Genomic DNA, 18728 nt, shown 5'->3' on the forward strand with positions numbered 1-18728 from the left:
TCCCGGCAGCACCGCGTTGTCCGTCATGTTGCCCGCCACGTTGCCCGCCGCGCTCCGTCCGGCGGGCCGGGCCCGTCCTTTCCGGATCCTTCCCGTCCGCCCACTAGACTGCGGGCGTTCCACGCCGACCGGAGTTCTCACACCACCATGTCTGCACCCAACAAGTCCTACGACCCCGTCGAGGTGTCCGCGTTGCAGCCCGAGGAGCTCGACCGGGCCCGCGACGAGGCCATCGCGGCCATCGCCGCCGCGGGCGATCTCGACGAGCTGAAGCGGGTCCGGCTGGCGCACGCCGGCGACCGCTCCCCGCTGGCGCTGGCCAACCGGGAGATCGGCGCGCTGCCGCCCGCGGCCCGTGCCGACGCCGGCAAGCGGATCGGCGCGGCCCGCGGCGCCGTCGCCCAGGCGGTCAAGGCCCGCCAGGCCGAGCTGGAGGAGGAGCGCGACCAGCGGGTGCTGGTCGAGGAGACCGTCGACGTCACGCTGCCCTGGGACCGCGCCCCGCGCGGCGCCCGGCACCCGCTGACCACCATGCAGGAGCGGATGGCCGACGTCTTCGTCTCGATGGGCTTCGAGATCGCAGAGGGGCCCGAGGTCGAGGCCGGCTGGTTCAACTTCGACGCGCTCAACTTCAAGCCCGACCACCCGGCGCGCACCATGCAGGACACCTTCTTCGTCGAGTCGGAGGAGACCGACGTGGTGCTGCGCACGCACACCTCGCCGGTGCAGGTGCGCTCGATGCTGTCGCGGCCGCTGCCGCTGTACGTGGTGGTGCCCGGCCGCACGTACCGCACCGACGAGCTGGACGCCACGCACAGCCCGGTCTTCCACCAGCTGGAGGGCCTGGCGGTGGACGAGGGCCTGACGATGGCCGACCTGCGCGGCGCCATCGACGCGTTCGTCAACGGGATGTTCGGCGAGGGGCTGAAGACGCGGTTCCGGCCTTCGTACTTCCCGTTCACCGAGCCGTCGGCCGAGGTCGACATGCAGTGCTTCGTGTGCCGGGGAGCGTCGGTGGAACGCGGCGCCGAGCCGTGCCGGACGTGCGGCTCGGAGGGCTGGATCGAGCTGGGCGGCTGCGGCATGGTCAACCCGCGGGTGCTGGTGGCCTGCGGCATCGACCCCGAGCGGTACAGCGGCTGGGCGTTCGGGCTGGGCGTGGAGCGCTCGCTGATGTTCCGGCACGGCGTCGAGGACATGCACGACATGGTGGAGGGTGACGTGCGCTTCACCCTTCCGTTCGGGATGGAGATCTGATGCGCGCCCCGCTTTCCTGGCTGCGGGAGTACGTGGCGCTCCCGGCCGATGTCACCGGCCGCGAGCTGGCCGCCCGGCTGATCGAGGCCGGGCTGGAGGTGGAGACGGTCGAGCAGGCCGGCGCCGACATCACCGGCCCGCTGGTGGTCGGCCGGGTGCTGGCGATCGAGGAGCTGACCGGGTTCAAGAAGCCGATCCGGTACTGCCAGGTGGACGTCGGGCGGGCCAACGGCACCGGCGAGCCGCAGAACATCATCTGCGGCGCGACCAACTTCGCGGTGGACGACCGGGTCCTGGTGATCCTGCCCGGCGGCGAGCTGCCCGGCGGGTTCAAGATCGGTTCACGGAAGACCTACGGCAAGCTCTCCGAGGGCATGATCTGCTCGGTGCGGGAGCTGGGCATCGGCGAAGACCACGCCGGCATCCTGGTGCTGCCGCCCGGCTCGGACGGAACCGAGGAGCCGCCCGGCACCGACGCGATCGAGCTGCTGGGCCTGCGCGACGACGTGCTCGACATCGCGGTCACGCCCGACCGGGGCTACGCGCTGTCGATCCGCGGCATCGCCCGCGAGGCCGCCATCGCCTACGGCGTGCCGTTCACCGATGCGACCTCCGTCGAGCTGCCGGCCGGTGACGCGGAGGGCGGGGCGTACCCGGCGAGCATCGCCGACCCGACCGCCTGCGACCGGTTCGTGCTGCGCGAGGTGCGCGGCTTCGATCCCGCGGCGCAGACGCCGCTGCCGATGCGGGTGCGGCTGCACCGCGCCGGGATGCGGCCGGTGTCGCTGGCCGTCGACGTCACCAACTACGTGATGCTGGAGCTGGGCCAGCCGCTGCACGCCTTCGACCGGGCCAAGCTGACCGGCCCGATCACGGTGCGGCGCGCCGGGCCGGGCGAGCGGCTGGAGACCCTCGACCACGTGCGGCGCGAGCTGCACCCCGAGGACATCCTGATCGCCGACGAGTCGGGGCCGATCTCGATGGCCGGGACGATGGGCGGCCTGGCCACCGAGATCGACGAGAAGTCCGCGGACATGGTGATCGAGGCCGCGCACTTCGACGACATCGGCACCGCCCGGATGGGGCGGCGGCACCGGCTGCACAGCGAGGCGTCGTACCGGTTCGAGCGCGGGGTCGACCGCGAGCTGCCGCTGTACGCCTCGTACCGGGCGGCGCGGATGCTGGCCGAGCTGGGCGGGGCGGAGATCGTCCCGGGCGTGACGCACGCGCAGGTGCCGGTCGAGCCGGTCACGGTCACGATGGCGGCCGCGCATCCGGGCCGGGTCGCGGGCGTTTCGTACGAGCGCGAGACCGTCGTCCGGCGCCTGGAGCAGGTCGGCTGCGCGGTGACCGGGGAGGACACGCTGACGGTGACGCCGCCGTCGTGGCGTCCCGACCTCACCGACCCGAACGACCTGGCCGAGGAGGTCATCCGGCTGGAGGGGTACGAGGCCATTCCGGCGCGGGTGCCCCGCCCGGTCGCCGGCCGCGGTCTCACGTCCCGGCAGCGCCTGCGCCGCCGGGTCGGCCGCGCGCTGGCGGGCGCCGGGTACGTGGAGGTGCTGGCCTTCCCGTTCGCCGCCGAGAAGGACTGGGACGCCCTGCAGCTGGAGGCCGGTGACCCGCGCCGCCGGGCATTGCGGCTGGCCAACCCGATGTCGGAGGACGAGCCGCTGCTGCGCACCACGCTGCTGCCGGGCCTGCTCAAGGCGTTGGCCCGCAACGTGGGGCGGGGCTTCGGCGACGTCGGCCTGTACGAGCAGGGCCTGGTGTTCCGGCCGCGCTCGGAGACGGCGGTGCGGGCGCCCCGGCTGCCGGTCGACCGGGGGCCGACGGCCGAGGAGATCGCCTCGGTGGAGGCCGCGCTGCCGGACCAGCCGGAGCGGGTGGCCGTCGTGCTGTCCGGGGAGCGGGAGCCGTCCGGCTGGTGGGGCGAGGGCCGCCCGGCGAGCTGGGCCGACGCGGTCGAGGCCGCCCGTACGGTGGCCCGGGAGGCGGGCGTCGAGCTGACGGTGCGGGCCGACCGGCACGCGCCCTGGCATCCGGGCCGGTGCGCCGCGCTCTACGTGGGCGACACGCTGGTGGGGCACGCGGGCGAGCTGCACCCGCGGGTGATCAAGGCGTACGGGCTGCCGGCGCGCACCGGCGCGATGGAGCTGGAGCTGCGCGGGCTGGGCGAGCCGCGGACGGTGCGGGCGCCGCACGTGTCGCCGTACCCGGTCGCGGCGCAGGACGTCGCGCTGATCGTCGACGCGGCCGTGCAGACCGCCGAGGTGGAGGCGGCGCTGCGCGAGGGGGCGGGCGAGCTGCTGGAGTCGATCCGGCTGTTCGACGTCTACACCGGTGAGCAGGCGGGGGAGGGGCGCAAATCGCTGGCCTACAGCCTGCGCTTCCGGGCGCCCGACCGCACGCTGACCGCCGAGGAGGCGAGCGCGTCGCGGGACGCCGCGGTCGCCGCGGCGGTGGAGCGCACCGGGGCGGTGCTCCGAGGGGCCTGATCGATCCCTGCTCGATCGAGGGGGCGGCCCCGCGCGCATGTCGCGCCGGGGCCGCCTCCTTAATGCTGATTGCGTTGCATTAGTGCACCGGCTATTCTGGACCGGTCACATCGCCGCCCGGCTGGGGAGTCCTTTGAAGAACTGAGGTCGCAGACACCGCGTGGTGGGTCGTGCCCGCCCGCGTTCCGTGATCTCGGTGGACCCCTGTCCCGGGCTTTTCTCATGCCCGCGCGTTGCGCGTTCCCGCGGTGTCTCCACGTGTCCTGATCGATCCCGGCGCGTCTTGGAGGTCCGCTCTATGTCTTCCGCTTCCCCTTTTTCCGTGGTCTGCTCGGATCTGTCGTTCGCCTGGCCGGACGGCACCGTCGTCCTGGACGGTCTGGACGCCGCGTTCGGCACCGGCCGTACCGGGCTGATCGGCGTCAACGGGGCCGGCAAGTCCACCCTGCTCAAGCTGATCGCGGGCGAGCTCCGCCCGGCCTCCGGGGCGGTCGCGGTCGCCGGCGAGATCGGCTACCTGCCGCAGAACCTGCCGCTGAGCACCGGGCGTACCGTGTCCGACCTGCTCGGCATCTCCGCGGTCCGCGCCGCGCTGCACGCCATCGAGCGCGGCGAGGCCACCGAGGAGAACTTCACCGCGGTCGGCGACGGCTGGGACGTCGAGGAACGGGCCCGCGCCGAGCTGGCCCGGCTCGGCCTGGCCGCGCTGGCCGAGGACGCGACCGGCCTGGACCGCACCGTCGGCACGCTGTCCGGCGGGGAGGGGATCATGGTGGGGCTGGCCGCGCAGTTCCTGGCCCGGCCCGACGTGCTGCTCCTGGACGAGCCCACCAACAACCTCGACCTGGACGCGCGCCGCCGCCTGTACGAGGCGGTGTCGTCCTGGCCCGGGGTGCTGATCGTGGTGAGCCACGACCGGGAGCTGCTGGACCGGGTGGAGGAGATCGCCGACCTGCGCGACGGCGCCGTCCGCACCTTCGGCGGCGGCCTCACCGCCTACGAGGAGCTGCTGGCCGTCGAGCGGGAGGCGGCCGAGCGGGCCGTCCGCGCCGCCGAGGGCGACGTGCGGCGGCAGAAACGCGAGCTGGAGGAGGCCCATGTGAAGCTGGCCCGGCGGGCCCGGTACGGCAACAAGATCTTCGAGAGCAGGAGCCAGCCGAAGATCGTCATGCAGGAGCGCAGGCGGCAGGCGCAGGTGTCGGCGGGCAAGCACCGGATCATGCACGAGGAGCGGCTGTCGGACGCCCGCGACCGCCTGGCCGAGGCCGAGGAAGGGGTGCGCGACGACGCCGAGATCCGCGTGGAGCTGCCCGCCACGCGGGTCCCGGCCGGGAGCACCGTGCTGACCGTCACCGGGCTGCCCGCGCCGGAGCCCGCCGCCCTCGAGGAGCTGATCGTCCGAGGACCGGAGCGGATCGCGCTGGTCGGCCCGAACGGCGCCGGGAAGACCACCTTCCTGCGCACGGTGGTCGGCGAGGACGGCGTGCCGGGCGGCCTGTCGGTGAAGATCGGCGTGGAGGGCGTGCGGTACCTGCCGCAGCGGCTGGACGTGCTGGACGACCGGCTGAGCGTGGTGGACAACGTCCGCGCGTTCGCCCCGTCGGCGCCGGTCAGCGTCGTGCGTGCCGGGCTGGCGCGCTTCCTGTTCCGCGGGGCGCGGGCCGAACGGACCGCCGGAGCCCTCTCCGGCGGGGAGCGGTTCCGGGCGGTGCTGGCGGCACTGCTGCTGGCCGAGCCCGCCCCGCGCCTGCTCATGCTGGACGAGCCGACCAACAACTTGGACATGGCCAGCGTCCGGCAGCTCGGCCAGGCGCTGGAGGCCTACCAGGGCGCACTGGTCGTGGCCAGCCACGACGTCCCGTTCCTGCGCTCGATCGGGATCACGAGGTGGCTCCGCCTGGACCGCGCCGCCGGCCTGACCGAGATCGATCCCATGTAGCGGCGGGTCCCGCGCCGGTCAGGTGAGGACGCGCTTGGTGAAGGTACGCGTCGAGATCCAGGTCAGGACGGCGGTGCCGCCGATGACCGCCAGCAGGAACGCCCACGTCGGCATGTGCCCGACGTCGGGTGTGAGCGCCGCCCGCAGCCCCTCGCTCACGTACACCAGGGGGTTGAACAGGCTGGCGATCTGCAGCCAGCGGATCTCGTGCAGCGCCGACCACGGGTAGTAGACGCAGCCGAGCATGGTAACCGGAAGCAGGACCAGCGCGAACAGGATCTGCGCCTTCTGCGGGTCGATCAGCGTGCCCAGCAGCAGGCCGCCCGACGCGGCCAGCAGCGAGCCCGCCACCATCGTCACGATCAGGACCGCCCAGTTCTCCACGTGCACCTGCGGCGCCTGTCCTTCGGCGTGGATGAACAGCACGGCGGGGAACACCAGCAGACCGCCGATGAGGCCCTGCAGACCGGCCGCGGTGATCTTCTGGATCGCCAGCATCGGCACCGGGAGCGGCGCCAGCGCCCGGTCGGTGATCGAGCGCTGCCAGGTCAGCTCCATCATCAGCGGCATGATCGCCGCCATCATCGCCTGCATGAGGATCGAGGAGGCCACCAGCCCGGGCACCAGGATGGTGGTGAAGTTGGCGCCCTGCGCGGCGGCGCCGCCCGCGCCCGCCATCGCCCCGCCGGCGCCGATCTTCGGCAGCACGTAGGCGAAGACGAACACGAACATCAGCGGCTGGACCAGCACCCGCAGGAAGGTGGACACGAAGTTCTTGCGCATCACCCGCATCTCGCGGGCCATCATCGCCAGGAACGTGCGCGCCAAGGTGGGATTCATCGCCGGGGGCGCCGGCACGGCCGGTGCGGCGGCCTGCTGGGCCTGCTCGATGGTCATTCGCGGTACTCCCGTCCGGTCAGGGTGAGGAAAACGGTCTCCAGGCTGGGGCGCAGCTGCGCGGCGTCGGTGACGCCCGTCCCGGCCGCCGCGCCGATCGCGACGAGTTCGCCGAGCACGCCCTCGGCCGCGCGGGCGAACACCCGCACCTGCGCGCCGGTGATCTCCACCTTGCCGACGCCGGTGCGCTCGCGCAGCGCCGTGACGCCGTCCGGTGCCGGCCCGTCGTAGGTCACGGTGATCACGGTGTCCGCGCCCGCGGCGGCCTTCAGGCCGTCCACGGTGCCGTCGGCCAGGACCTTTCCGTGGTCGACGACCGCGACCCGGTCGCAGAGCGCCTCGGCCTCCTCCATGTAGTGGGTGGTGAGGACGGTGGTCTGGCCTTCGGCCTGCAGCCCGCGCAGCACCTCCCACAGGTTGACCCGGGTCTGCGGGTCGAGGCCGGCGGTGGGCTCGTCCAGGAACAGCACCTGCGGGCGGTGCACCAGGGCCCGGCAGATCATCAGGCGCTTGGCCTGGCCGCCGGACAGCTCGAACGGGGTTCCGGTGCGCCGGTCGGTCAGGTTGAACATCTCCAGCAGCTCGTCGGCGCGGCGCCGGGCGTCCTTGCGCCCCATGCCGAAGTAGCGGCCGCGGAACTCCAGGTTCTCGAACGCGTCGAGGTCGTTGTCGAGGGTGTTGTTCTGCGACACCATCCCGATGCGCCGCTTGACCTCGACCTGCTCGCGCACGACGTCGAGCCCGCACACCTCGGCCCGTCCGGAGGTCGGCACCACCAGCGTGGTGAGCATGCCGATCGTGGTGGACTTGCCCGCGCCGTTGGGGCCGAGCAGGCCGAAGAACTCGCCCTGGGCGACCTCCAGGTCGACGCCCTGCACGGCGGGCACGTCGCCGCGCGGGCTGGAGTAGGTCTTGTGCAGGTCGACGGTGCGGACGGCGACCGGGCGGTCGCCGCCGGGCGCTTCGCGGCCGGATGCGGCCGCGGTCTCGAGAGGTGGGGGCACTCGCGCTGTCCTTTCCTGAGGGGGCGCGGTCAGGCCGGGCCCGCCTGGCCCGTGGACTTCGCCGGGTCGTCCTCGGGGAAGTCGTTGAAGCGTTCGATCAGGCGGAGCAGGAACCGGCGGACGGCCGGTTCGTCGGCCTCGTCGACCACGTCGTAGAGGTTCCAGAGGTCGTCATGGAGGGCGTGTCCGACCTCGCCGATGAGCCGCCGGCCACCGTCGGTGATGTGCACCTGCACGGCCCGGCGGTCGCGCGGGTCGCGGCGGCGTTCGGCGAGGTCGGCGCGCTCGAGGGTGTCGACCACCGAGGTGACCGTGGCGGGGGAGATCATCAACCGTTTGGCCAGCTCGCCGGCGCGCAGCCCGCCGTCCTCCAGCAGGAGCGCGCGCAGCAGGAAGAAGCCGGCCGGGCTGACCCCGTGCCGCTCCACCAGCCGCGCCATGACCGGGCCGGAGAGCCGGGCGGCCGCGGCGAACAGGCGGCCGATGGGCCACTCGTCGACGGGGCCGAGCATCGACAGGTCGCCGAAGCCCAGGTCTGGTTGCTTCATGCGATCATTCTTCGGCCGCAGATATTTAGCTGTCAAATCATTAGGGGGCGAAGTATCACGACTTGAATAGTCATCCACTCTCATGCATACTCTTGCTGTTCACTTTTCGGGGAAGAGAGAGGTCCCATGGGCATCAGGGCGGCGGTCGCCGGCGCCAGCGGGTACGCCGGCGGCGAGGTGCTGCGCATCCTCGCCGGCCATCCCGGATTCGAGATCGGCACGCTGACGGCGGGCTCCAACGCGGGCACCGAGCTCGGCACGCACCAGCCCCACCTGCGATCCCTGGCCGGCCGCGTACTGGCGGAGACCACACCGGAGAACCTGGCCGGGCACGACGTGGTGTTCCTGGCGCTGCCGCACGGGCAGTCCGGGCCGCTGGCCGAACAGCTGGGCCAGGACGTGCTGGTCGTCGACTGCGGAGCCGACTTCCGCCTCAACGACCCCGCCGACTGGACCGCCTTCTACGGCACCCCGCACGCCGGCACCTGGCCGTACGGGCTCCCGGAGCTGCCCGGACGGCGCGCGGCCCTGGCGGCCACCAAGCGGATCGCCGTCCCGGGCTGCTACCCGACCGCGGTGACGCTGGCGATGTTCCCGGCGCTCCTGGACGGGCTGGTCGAGCCCGACGTGGTGGTCGTCGCCGCCTCCGGCACCTCCGGCGCCGGCCGCTCGCTCAAGCCCCACCTGCTGGGCAGCGAGGTCATGGGCTCGGTCTCGGCCTACGGCGTCGGCGGTGTCCACCGGCACACCCCCGAGATGATCCAGAACCTCGGCGAGGTGGCGGGCGAGCCGGTCACCGTCTCCTTCACGCCCACGCTGGCGCCGATGAGCCGCGGCATCCTGGCCACCTGCACCGCCAGGACGCGCCCCGGCGTCACCCTGGAGACCCTGCGCGACGCCTACGGGACGGCCTACGAGAACGAGCCGTTCGTGTCGCTGCTGCCCGAGGGGCGGTGGCCGGCCACGTCCATGACCCTGGGCGCCAACACCGTGCTCGTCCAGGTCGCCCACGACGAGCGCGCCGGCCGCGCCGTCGTCGTCGCCGCCATCGACAACCTCACCAAGGGCACCGCCGGCGGCGCCGTGCAGAGCGCCAACCTCGCCCTCGGCCTGCCCGAAGAGCTCGGTCTCACCACGATCGGAGTGTCCCCTTGAGCGTCACCGCCCCCCAGGGGTTCCGCGCCGCCGGCGTCGTCGCCGGCCTGAAGGACAGCGGAGCCCGCGACCTGGCCCTGGTCGTCAACGACGGGCCGTCCCGCGCGGCCGCCGGCGTCTTCACCCGCAACCGCGTGAAGGCCGCGCCCGTGCTGTGGTCCGAGCAGGTCCTCAAGGGCGGCCGGGTGCGCGCCGTGGTGCTCAATTCCGGCGGTGCCAACGCCTGCACCGGCTCCGACGGCTTCCAGGACACCCACGCCACCGCCGAGAAGGTCGCCGGCGTCCTGCGGGACTCGGCCGGCGAGATCGCGGTCTGCTCCACCGGCCTGATCGGCGAGCGGCTGCCGATGGACCGGCTGCTGCCCGGGGTGGACACCGCCGCCGCCGAGCTGTCCCGCGGCGACGGCGGGCTGGCCGCCGCCGACGCGATCCGCACCACCGACACCGTCGCCAAGATCGCCTTCCGGCAGGGCGCGGGCGGCTACATGATCGGCGCGATGGCCAAGGGCGCCGGCATGCTGGCCCCGTCGCTGGCCACCATGCTCTGCGTGATCACCACCGACGCCGAGCTGGACGCCGCCGCGCTGGACCGCTGCCTGCGCGCGGCCACCCGCGTCACCCTGGACCGGCTGGACGCCGACGGCTGCATGTCCACCAACGACACCGTGCTGCTGATGGCCTCCGGCGCCTCCGGCGTCACCCCCGACGAGGCCGCCTTCACCGCGCTGCTCACCGAGGTCGCCGCCGACCTGACCCGGCAGCTGCTGGTGGACGCCGAGGGCGCGGCCAAGGCCATCACGATCGAGGTCGTCGGCGCGGGCAGCGAGGACGACGCGGTCACCGTCGGCCGCTCGATCGCCCGCAACAACCTGCTCAAGTGCGCCATCCACGGCGAGGACCCCAACTGGGGCCGGGTGCTGTCGGCGGTCGGCACCACCGACGCCGCCTTCGAGCCCGACCACCTCAACGTGGCGATCAACGGCGTGTGGGTCTGCCGGAACGGCTCGGTCGGCGACGACCGCGACAAGGTCGACCTGCGCCCCCGGGACGTCACGATCACCGTTGACCTGTCCGCCGGCCCGCACAGCGCCACCGTCTGGACCACCGACCTCACCGCGGACTACGTCCACGAGAACTCGGCGTACTCGACATGACCGGGATCCTTGAGGTGATAGCGGTGAGGAACCTCACCGCCCCGAGCTGCGGCCACGAGAACTCGGCGTACTCGACATGACCATGGACGGGCGGGTGCGGAAGGACCGGGCCGGGGTGCTGGAGAAGGCCGGGACGCTGATCGAGGCGCTGCCCTGGCTGGAGCGGTTCCACGGCACCACCGTGGTGATCAAGTACGGCGGGCACGCGATGGCCGACGAGGCGCTGCGCGCCTCGTTCGCGGAGGACGTGGTGTTCCTGCGGTACGCGGGGCTGCGGCCGGTGATCGTGCACGGCGGCGGCCCGCAGATCAACGCGGCGCTGGAGCGGGCCGGTATCGAGTCCAGCTTCACCGCCGGGCTGCGGGTGACCACCCCGGAGGCGATGGAGGTCGTCCGGATGGTGCTGGTCGGCCAGGTCAACCGGGACGTGGTCGGCCTGGTCAACCGGCACGGCGCGTTCGCGGTGGGCATGTCGGGCGAGGACGCCAACCTGTTCACCGCCGAGCGCAAGCACGCGGTCGTGGACGGCGAGCGGGTCGACATCGGCCAGGTCGGCGAGATCGTCGAGGTGCAGGTCGGGGCGGTGCGCGCGCTGCTGGACGACGGCCGGATCCCGGTGATCTCCAGCGTGGCGCGCGGCGACGACGGCGAGGTCTACAACGTCAACGCCGACACCGCCGCGGCGGCGCTGGCGGCGGCGCTGGACGCCGAGAAGCTGGTCGTGCTGACCGACGTGGAGGGCCTGTACGCCGACTGGCCCGCGAGCGAGGACGTGATCGACAGCCTGACCACCGACGAGCTGGCCGCGCTGCTGCCGGAGCTGTCGTCGGGCATGGTGCCCAAGATGGAGGCCTGCCTGCACGCGGTACGGGGCGGGGTCCCGCAGGCGCACGTGCTGGACGGCCGGGTGCCGCACGCGCTGCTGCTGGAGATCTTCACCGCCGAGGGCATCGGGACGATGGTCCTGCCCAGCGTGCCCGGCGCGGCGGCCGAGGAGACGGCCGAGACGGACGACACCGGAACGGGAGGCACCGCATGACCGCCAACGACGACCTCAGGACGCGGTACGAGACGGCGTTCATGCCCAACTACGGGGTGCCGCCGCTGGCGATCGCGCGCGGCGAGGGCTGCCAGGTGTGGGACGCCGACGGCGACTCCTACCTCGACCTCATCGCCGGCATCGCGGTCAGCAGCCTCGGGCACGGCCACCCGGCCCTGGTCGAGGCGGTCTCGGCGCAGGTCGCGGGCCTGGCGCACACCTCCAACCTGTTCCTGCACGAGCCGGAGGTGCTGCTGGCCGAGAAACTGCTGGAACTGCTGGACGCCGACGCCCGGGTCTTCCTGGCCAACAGCGGCACCGAGGCGAACGAGGCCGCGCTCAAGCTCGCGATCAAGTACGGCAGGACGAACGGGCGGTCCTACTTCGTCGCGGCCGAGAACGGGTTCCACGGCCGGAGCATGGGCGCGCTCGCGCTGACCGGCAAGGCGGCGATCCGCGACCCGTTCGGCCCGTACGCCATCGACGTCCGGTTCGTCCCGTACGGGGACGCCGAGGCGCTCAAGGCCGCCGTCACCGAGGAGTGCGCGGCGGTGTTCCTGGAGCCCACGCAGGGCGAGGCCGGGGTCGTACCGCCGCCGGAGGGCTACTTCGCGGCCGCCCGGGAGATCTGCGACGCCACCGGGGCGCTGCTGGTGGCCGACGAGATCCAGTCCGCGATCGGCCGCACCGGCGCGTGGTTCGCCTTCCAGCAGGAGCGCGGCGCGGCCGTGCCCGACATCCTGACCCTGGCCAAGGGCCTGGGCGGCGGGCTCCCGATCGGGGCGTGCGTCGCGTTCGGCCCGCACGGCTCGATCTTCGCCAAGGGCGACCACGGCAGCACGTTCGGCGGCAATCCGGTGAGCGCCGCCGCGGCCCTGGCCGTGCTCGGCACCATCGAGAAGGAGGGCCTGCTCGACCACGTCACCGCCGTGGGGGAGCGGCTGGCCGCCGGGATCGCCGCGCTCGGCCACCCTCTCCTGGAGGGCTCCGGCGTGCGGGGCCGCGGCCTGTGGCGGGCACTGGTGCTCACCGCCGACCGGGCCGCCGCGGTCGAGACCGCCGCCCGGTCCGCCGGGTTCCTGGTCAACGCCCTGCAGCCGGCCGCGGTACGGCTCGCCCCGCCCCTCATCCTCACCCGCGACCAGGCGCAGTCGTTCGTGGACGCCCTGCCAGGGATCCTCGACGCCGCCGCGAAGGAGAACTGACCGATGGCCAGGCACTTCCTCCGGGACGACGACCTCACCCCCGCCGAGCAGGCCGAGGTGCTGGAGCTGGCCGCCGCCGTCAAACGCGACCGGTTCGCCCACCGCCCGCTGGAGGGCCCCCGAACGGTGGCGGTGCTGTTCGACAAGCCGTCCACCCGCACCCGGATCTCCTTCGCCACCGGCATCGCCGAGCTCGGCGGCCACCCCCTGGTCCTGGACGCCGCCGGCAGCCAGCTCGGCCGCGGCGAGAGCATCGCCGACACCGCCCGGGTGCTGGAACGGCAGGCCAGCGCGATCGTCTGGCGGACCTCCGGACAGGAGCGGATCGAGGAGATGGCCGCGGGCACCACCGTCCCCGTCGTCAACGCTCTCACCGACCGGTTCCACCCCTGCCAGGTCCTGGCCGACCTGCAGACCGTCCAGGAGGCCAGGGGCGGCCTCGCGGGCCTCACCCTCGCCTACTTCGGCGACGGCGCCAACAACATGGCCCACTCCTACCTGCTGGGCGGCGCCACCGCCGGGATGCACGTGCGGATCGGCACCCCCGAGGCGCTGCCGCCGGACGCCGCGATCGTCGCCCGCGCCACCGAGATTGCCGCGGCCACCGGCGGCTCGGTCACCGTCACCGCCGACGCCGGACGGGCCGCCTCCGGCGCCGACGTCCTGGCCACCGACACCTGGGTGTCGATGGGCCAGGAGGGCAAGGACACCTCGATGTTCGAGCCGTACGCCGTCGACGAGGCGCTGCTCGCCAAGGCCGGCCCCGAGGCGATCGTGCTGCACTGCCTGCCCGCCTACCGCGGCAAGGAGATCGCCGCCGCGGTCCTCGACGGCCCCCGCAGCGTCGTCTGGGACGAGGCCGAGAACCGGCTGCACGCCCAGAAGGCCCTGCTCACCTGGCTCCTGGAGGCCTCGGAGGGCGCGTCGTGACCGACCGGAACGAGGGCCGCACGAACATCCCGATGACCAAGACGGCGCGCCAGGCCAAGGTCGTCGACCTGCTGTCGCGCAACCACGTGCACTCCCAGTCGGAGCTGGCCAAGCTGCTGGCGGAGGAGGGCGTCGAGGTCACCCAGGCGACGCTGTCGCGCGACCTGGTGGAGATCGGGGCGGTCCGGCTGCGCGCCGACGACGGCAGCCTGATCTATGCCGTCCCAGGTGAGGGCGGTGAACGGATCCGGCGGGCGCGCACCGGCGGGGACACGGCCGAGTCGTTCACCGGCCGGCTCGGCCGGCTCGCCGCCGAGCTGCTGGTCTCGGCGGAGGCCTCGGCCAACCTGGTCATGGTGCGGACCCCGCCCGGCGCCGCGCAGTACCTCGCCTCGGCCATCGACCACGCCGAATGGCCGACGGTCCTCGGCACGGTCGCCGGCGACGACTCCATCCTGGTGATCGCGCGCGACCCGGACGGGGGCGAGGAGCTGGCCCAGGCGCTGCTGCGGCTGGCCGCCGGGCGCGAACGACGAGGCTAGTGGCCCGGCCCGAGGCGCCGGCCCTGGCCAAGGGCTTCGCCGGGCATGGCCGTGCGTTGATGCCGGATGCCCGGGTGGCAGTACGGTTGGGGTGGCCCGGGCCCCGCCCGGTCCGCACCTGATCTGGACACGAGAAACGAACCCTAGCGGTGGGAAGAAGAGGAACTCCGTGACGAAGGCACCGACGCGACTGTGGGGCGGCCGGTTCGAAGGCGGGCCGTCGGACGCGCTCGCGCGGCTCTCGGTGAGCGTCCAGTTCGACTGGCGGCTCGCCCCCTACGACCTGTTGGGCTCGCGCGCGCACGCCCGCGTGCTCAACCGGGCGGGGCTGCTCACCGACGACGAGCTGGAGCGCATGCTCGGTGCCCTCGACGACCTCGAGGAGGCCTGCCGCACCGGCGAGTTCCGGCCCGCCGTCGCGGACGAGGACGTCCACACCGCGCTGGAACGCGGCCTGCTGGAGCGCCTCGGCGCCCTCGGCGGCAAGCTGCGCGCCGGCCGCAGCCGCAACGACCAGGTCGCCACCGACCTGCGGCTCTACCTACGCGACCACGTCCGGCAGATCGTCAGCCGGCTGGTGGAGCTGGAGACCGCCCTGATCGCCCAGGCCGAGCACAACATGGGCGTCGCCGCACCCGGCATGACCCACCTCCAGCACGCCCAGCCCGTGCTGTTCTCCCACCAGCTGCTGGCGCACGTGCAGCCGCTCACCCGCGACATCGACCGGCTGCGCGACTGGGACCGCCGCGCCGCCGTCTCCCCGCTCGGCTCGGGCGCCCTGGCCGGCTCCTCGCTGCCGCTGGACCCGCAGGCCACCGCCGCCGAGCTGGGCTTCGACGCGGCCGCCGCCAACTCCATGGACGCCGTCGCCGACCGCGACTTCGTCGCCGAGTTCCTCTTCGCCGCCGCGCTGACCGGCGTCCACCTGTCCCGCCTGGGCGAGGAGATCTGCCTGTGGGCGTCGCAGGAGTTCCGCTGGATCGAGATGGACGACACCTACGCCACCGGGTCGTCGATCATGCCGCAGAAGAAGAACCCCGACGTCGCCGAGCTGGCCCGCGGCAAGGCCGGGCGCCTCATCGGCCACCTGGTCGGCCTGCTCACCACCCTCAAGGGCCTGCCGCTCACCTACAACCGCGACCTCCAGGAGGACAAGGAGGGCGCCTTCGACGCCGTCGAGACGCTGCTCCTGGTGCTCCCCGCCATGTCCGGCCTGATCGCCACCATGCGGGTCAACACCGAGCGGCTGGAGGCCTCCGCCCCCGACGGCTTCGCCCTGGCCACCGACCTGGCCGAGCTGCTGGTGCGGCGCGGCGTCGCCTTCCGCGACGCGCACGAGGTCGTCGGTCACCTGGTGGTGTGGTGCCAGGTCCACGACAAGGACTTCGACGCCCTCACCGACGAAGAGCTGATCAAGGTGTCCCCGCATCTGACCCCGGACGTCCGCGAGGTCCTCAACGTCCAGGGCGCGCTGGCGTCCCGTAAGGCGTACGGCGGCACCGCCCCCGACCGCGTCCGCGAGCAGATCGGGACGCTCCGCGCCCTCGTCGACGATCACGCGTCCTGGGCGGCGGGCTCCGACTCCAACCAGCACTGACCCCGGCGCCCGAACGATGACATTCGACCCGCCCCCCGGGGAGCCCGGCTCCACCGCGGCCGACGACCTCCTGCCCAGGAAGTTCTTCGACCGTCCCGTGGACGAGGTCGCGCCCGACCTGCTCGGGCACGTCCTCGTCCACGGGGACGTCGCGGTGCGCCTCACCGAAGTCGAGGCGTACGCGGGCCCCCTCGACCCCGCCTCCCACGCCTACCGCGGCCTGACGCCCCGCACCGAGGTGATGTTCGGGCCGCCCGGGCACGCCTACGTGTACTTCACCTACGGCATGCACTTCTGCGTGAACCTGGTCTGCGGGGAAGAGGGCACGGCCTCCGCCGTCCTGCTCCGCGCCGGGCAGATCACCGCCGGAGCGGACACCGCCCGGGAACGCCGTCCGAAGTCCACGGAACGCGACCTGGCCCGCGGCCCGGCCCGGCTCTGCACCGCCCTCGCCATCGGACGCGAGCAGAACGGCCTGGACGTCTGCTCCCCCGAAAGCCCGCTGCTGATCATCGAAGGGGATCCCGCCGACCCGTCCCTGATCCGGTCGGGGCCCCGGACGGGCGTGAACGGGGCCAAGGACACGCCCTGGCGCTTCTGGATCGACGGCGACCCCACCGTCTCCCCGTACCGCGCCCACGTCCCGCGCAAGCGGAATCCGCCGGCATGACCGCCGGGCCCAGCACCGCGCGTCCGAAAGGCGTGCTCCGGCGCGCCCTGGCGATCATCACCGCCCTCCTGGCGGTGTCGGCGATCCTCGTGATCGTCCTGCTGGACGCGGCACTGGACGATCCGCGCCGGTTCGACCGCCTTGAGCAACCGGCGAGCGTCACCTACCCGGACGAGTCCAAGCACTACGTAGGCTTGGTGCAGAGGCGGAGCCTGATCTTCGGCCGCGTCACCGGCCACGATCTGTACGCGGGACGCTTCCCCGACATGTCCTACGGCCACTTCGTGCGGCTGGACATCACGGGCGAGGAACGGCCGGATATCAAGGACGCCTCCTGGGACCGGAACGGCGTTCGCGTGCGCTTCACGACCGGACACGAATTGTTCGTACCGGTCCGCTACTTCATGTACGGCCGCTGAAAACCGTTACGGTGAGCGGCGGTCCGTCAGGCACCCTGGGCATAACTCACCGACACTGCTGGAGACGAGGGAGAACGTGACCGACATCCTCGACGATCTCGCGTGGCGCGATCTGATCGCGCAGTCCACCGATCTGGACGAACTGCGGGCCCGGCTCGCCGCGGGACCGGTCACGCTCTATTGCGGGTTCGACCCGACGGCACCGTCGCTGCACCTGGGCAACCTGATCCAGATCCTGCTGCTGCGCCGCTTCCAGGAGGCCGGGCACCGGCCCATCGGCCTGGTCGGCGGTGCCACCGGCCTGATCGGCGACCCCAGCGGCAAGAGCGCCGAGCGGGTGCTGAACTCCGCCGAGACCGTCGCCGGGTGGGTCGAGCGGATCCACGGCCAGGTCTCCCGCTTCCTGGACTTCGGCGACGCCCCCAACGCCGCGACCATGGTCAGCAACCTCGACTGGACCGGCCCCATGTCGGCCATCGAGTTCCTGCGCGACATCGGCAAGCATTTCCCGGTGAACCGCATGCTGGCCCGCGAGACCGTCAAGTCCCGCCTGGAGACCGGGCTGAGCTACACAGAGTTCAGCTACGTGCTCCTCCAGGCCATGGACTTCCTGGAGCTGCACCGGCGGTACGACTGCGTGCTCCAGACCGGCGGCAGCGACCAGTGGGGCAATCTGACCGCTGGCGTCGACCTGATCCGCCGCGTTGAGGGCGGCACCGCGCACGCCCTCACCACGCCGCTGCTGACCAAGGCCGACGGCAGCAAGTTCGGCAAGACCGCCGGCGGCGAGACCTACTGGCTCGACGCCGAGCGGACCTCGCCGTACGCGTTCTACCAGTTCTGGTTCAACGCCGACGACCGCGACGTGGAGAAATTCCTCAAGGTGTTCTCCTTCCGCTCCCGGGAGGAGATCCAGGACCTGGTCAAGCAGGGCTCCGACCGGCCCGCCGCCCGCATTCCGCAGCGTGCGCTGGCCGAGGAGATGACCACGCTCGTCCACGACGCCGACGAGACCGCCCGCGTGATCGCGGCATCCCGCGCCCTGTTCGGCCAGGGCGCCCTGGAGGAACTGGACGAGCGCACCCTCCAGGCGGCGCTGGCAGAGGTCCCGCGCGCCGAGATCCCGCCAGGCGAGCTGCCGACCGTGGTCGATCTGCTGGCCTCCTCCGGCCTGTGCAAGAGCAAGTCGGAGGCCCGGCGGGCGATCGTCCAGGGCGGCGCCTACCTGAACAACGCCAAGGTCACCTCCGAGGAAGCCGTACCGTCCGCGGAAGACCTGCTGCACGGCCGCTTCCTCGTCCTGCGGAGGGGCAAGCGCAACGTGGGCGGTGTGGAGATCACCAAGCCGTGATCCTCGAGCCGGCGGCGCGCTCGCGATCGCGAGCGCGCCGCCGGTGGCACACAGCCGACTCCTCAGCGGCTTGGCCGAATTCCCAGGCCGTCCACGCTGGAAGCCGGCGATGTCGCTCGGCCACCGACGGAACCGGATCATGGACCGCCCGCCTCCACCGAACGGAAAGAGCGGGTAGATTCACGTAACAGTGCGGTCACGGCGCAGGTGTTGCGGACGCGTTTCAACGCCCGAAAGCAGCCTGTCACCTGGGGTTTCAAGTCCTTTGATCTTCGATTTGACGCTCTTGCGGGACCGACCTAATGTTCTACATGCCCCAAGGGGAGCGGGACGCCGACACGGCGGCCGGCCCGAGGGGATCCCTCGGAGACCAACAGCGCGAAGATCCTTCGCGTCCGCTGAGTCTGCAAGGGACACCGAATCGGTCGAACTTTGACAAATCGGTCGAAACGGATAGTATAGAAGGGTTGCCCCGGAGCAAGGCTCGCGAGAGCGGGTCGAGCGCGGTGGGTGTCCGTTTCTT

Annotated in this window: 16 protein-coding genes; 13 read left to right on the forward strand and 3 right to left on the reverse strand. The window is 72.6% G+C overall.

The annotated features are described in order from the left end of the window. The first annotated feature begins 147 nt into the window (after positions 1 to 147). The 3 genes from pheS to ABD340_RS36105 all read left to right on the forward strand — a co-directional run bounded on the left by pheS (position 148) and on the right by ABD340_RS36105 (position 5694). A complete protein-coding gene (gene pheS, locus ABD340_RS36095; protein WP_344595221.1) occupies positions 148 to 1257 on the forward strand; it encodes a phenylalanine--tRNA ligase subunit alpha in 1110 nt (369 codons plus the stop codon). Then, positions 1257 to 3755 carry a phenylalanine--tRNA ligase subunit beta gene (gene pheT, locus ABD340_RS36100; protein WP_344595223.1) on the forward strand — a complete coding sequence of 833 codons (2499 nt, stop codon included), beginning with the start codon at positions 1257 to 1259 and terminating at the stop codon, positions 3753 to 3755. The genes pheS and pheT overlap by 1 nt, the downstream gene beginning before the upstream one ends. 298 nt (positions 3756 to 4053) lie before the next feature. Beyond that, positions 4054 to 5694: an ABC-F family ATP-binding cassette domain-containing protein gene (locus ABD340_RS36105; protein ID WP_344595225.1), complete on the forward strand. Its 1641-nt coding sequence runs from the start codon at positions 4054 to 4056 to the stop codon at positions 5692 to 5694. A gap of 18 nt (positions 5695 to 5712) precedes the next feature. On the opposite strand, the gene ABD340_RS36110 is transcribed toward ABD340_RS36105, so the two are convergent. From ABD340_RS36110 to ABD340_RS36120, 3 genes are read right to left on the reverse strand one after another with little or no spacing between them, the layout of a single operon-like run. Continuing rightward, positions 5713 to 6591 (reverse strand): ABC transporter permease, encoded by an 879-nt coding sequence (locus ABD340_RS36110; protein ID WP_344595226.1) that lies wholly within the window; start codon positions 6589 to 6591, stop codon positions 5713 to 5715. After that, positions 6588 to 7595, reverse strand: coding sequence for an ABC transporter ATP-binding protein (locus ABD340_RS36115; RefSeq protein WP_344595228.1), 1008 nt, complete (start codon positions 7593 to 7595; stop codon positions 6588 to 6590). Before ABD340_RS36115 ends, ABD340_RS36110 begins: the two co-directional genes overlap by 4 nt. Positions 7596 to 7624: 29 nt before the next feature. Further along, on the reverse strand, positions 7625 to 8143 hold the full coding sequence (locus tag ABD340_RS36120; RefSeq protein WP_344595230.1) for a MarR family winged helix-turn-helix transcriptional regulator: 519 nt from the start codon (positions 8141 to 8143) through the stop codon (positions 7625 to 7627). Positions 8144 to 8269: 126 nt separating this feature from the next. On the opposite strand from ABD340_RS36120, the gene argC reads away from it, so the two are divergent. The 10 genes from argC to tyrS all read left to right on the forward strand — a co-directional run bounded on the left by argC (position 8270) and on the right by tyrS (position 18205). After that, a complete protein-coding gene (argC, locus tag ABD340_RS36125; RefSeq protein ID WP_344595231.1) occupies positions 8270 to 9298 on the forward strand; it encodes an N-acetyl-gamma-glutamyl-phosphate reductase in 1029 nt (342 codons plus the stop codon). Continuing rightward, positions 9295 to 10452, forward strand: coding sequence for a bifunctional glutamate N-acetyltransferase/amino-acid acetyltransferase ArgJ (argJ, locus tag ABD340_RS36130; RefSeq protein WP_344595233.1), 1158 nt, complete (start codon positions 9295 to 9297; stop codon positions 10450 to 10452). The genes argC and argJ overlap by 4 nt, the downstream gene beginning before the upstream one ends. 82 nt (positions 10453 to 10534) lie before the next feature. Further along, positions 10535 to 11491, forward strand: a complete 957-nt coding sequence (gene argB / locus ABD340_RS36135; RefSeq protein WP_344595253.1) for an acetylglutamate kinase — start codon at positions 10535 to 10537, stop codon at positions 11489 to 11491. Next, positions 11488 to 12696: an acetylornithine transaminase gene (locus ABD340_RS36140; protein ID WP_344595235.1), complete on the forward strand. Its 1209-nt coding sequence runs from the start codon at positions 11488 to 11490 to the stop codon at positions 12694 to 12696. Before argB ends, ABD340_RS36140 begins: the two co-directional genes overlap by 4 nt. Before the next feature lie 3 nt (positions 12697 to 12699). Continuing rightward, the gene (gene argF / locus ABD340_RS36145; RefSeq protein WP_344595237.1) at positions 12700 to 13626 is read left to right on the forward strand and encodes an ornithine carbamoyltransferase; all 927 of its coding nucleotides are present in this window, start codon (positions 12700 to 12702) and stop codon (positions 13624 to 13626) included. Continuing rightward, on the forward strand, positions 13623 to 14168 hold the full coding sequence (locus tag ABD340_RS36150) for an arginine repressor (RefSeq protein WP_344595238.1): 546 nt from the start codon (positions 13623 to 13625) through the stop codon (positions 14166 to 14168). The genes argF and ABD340_RS36150 overlap by 4 nt, the downstream gene beginning before the upstream one ends. A gap of 169 nt (positions 14169 to 14337) precedes the next feature. Further along, positions 14338 to 15765, forward strand: a complete 1428-nt coding sequence (argH, locus tag ABD340_RS36155) for an argininosuccinate lyase (RefSeq protein WP_344595239.1) — start codon at positions 14338 to 14340, stop codon at positions 15763 to 15765. Positions 15766 to 15781: 16 nt separating this feature from the next. Continuing rightward, a complete protein-coding gene (locus ABD340_RS36160) occupies positions 15782 to 16435 on the forward strand; it encodes a DNA-3-methyladenine glycosylase (RefSeq protein WP_344595241.1) in 654 nt (217 codons plus the stop codon). Continuing rightward, positions 16432 to 16854 carry a hypothetical protein gene (locus tag ABD340_RS36165; RefSeq protein ID WP_344595243.1) on the forward strand — a complete coding sequence of 141 codons (423 nt, stop codon included), beginning with the start codon at positions 16432 to 16434 and terminating at the stop codon, positions 16852 to 16854. Before ABD340_RS36160 ends, ABD340_RS36165 begins: the two co-directional genes overlap by 4 nt. Positions 16855 to 16930: 76 nt before the next feature. Then, positions 16931 to 18205, forward strand: coding sequence for a tyrosine--tRNA ligase (tyrS, locus tag ABD340_RS36170; protein ID WP_344595245.1), 1275 nt, complete (start codon positions 16931 to 16933; stop codon positions 18203 to 18205). Positions 18206 to 18728 lie beyond the last annotated feature (523 nt).

It is taken from the genome of Actinomadura vinacea, from assembly GCF_039532545.1.
In the GTDB taxonomy this organism is placed as follows: Bacteria; Actinomycetota; Actinomycetes; order Streptosporangiales; family Streptosporangiaceae; genus Spirillospora; species Spirillospora vinacea.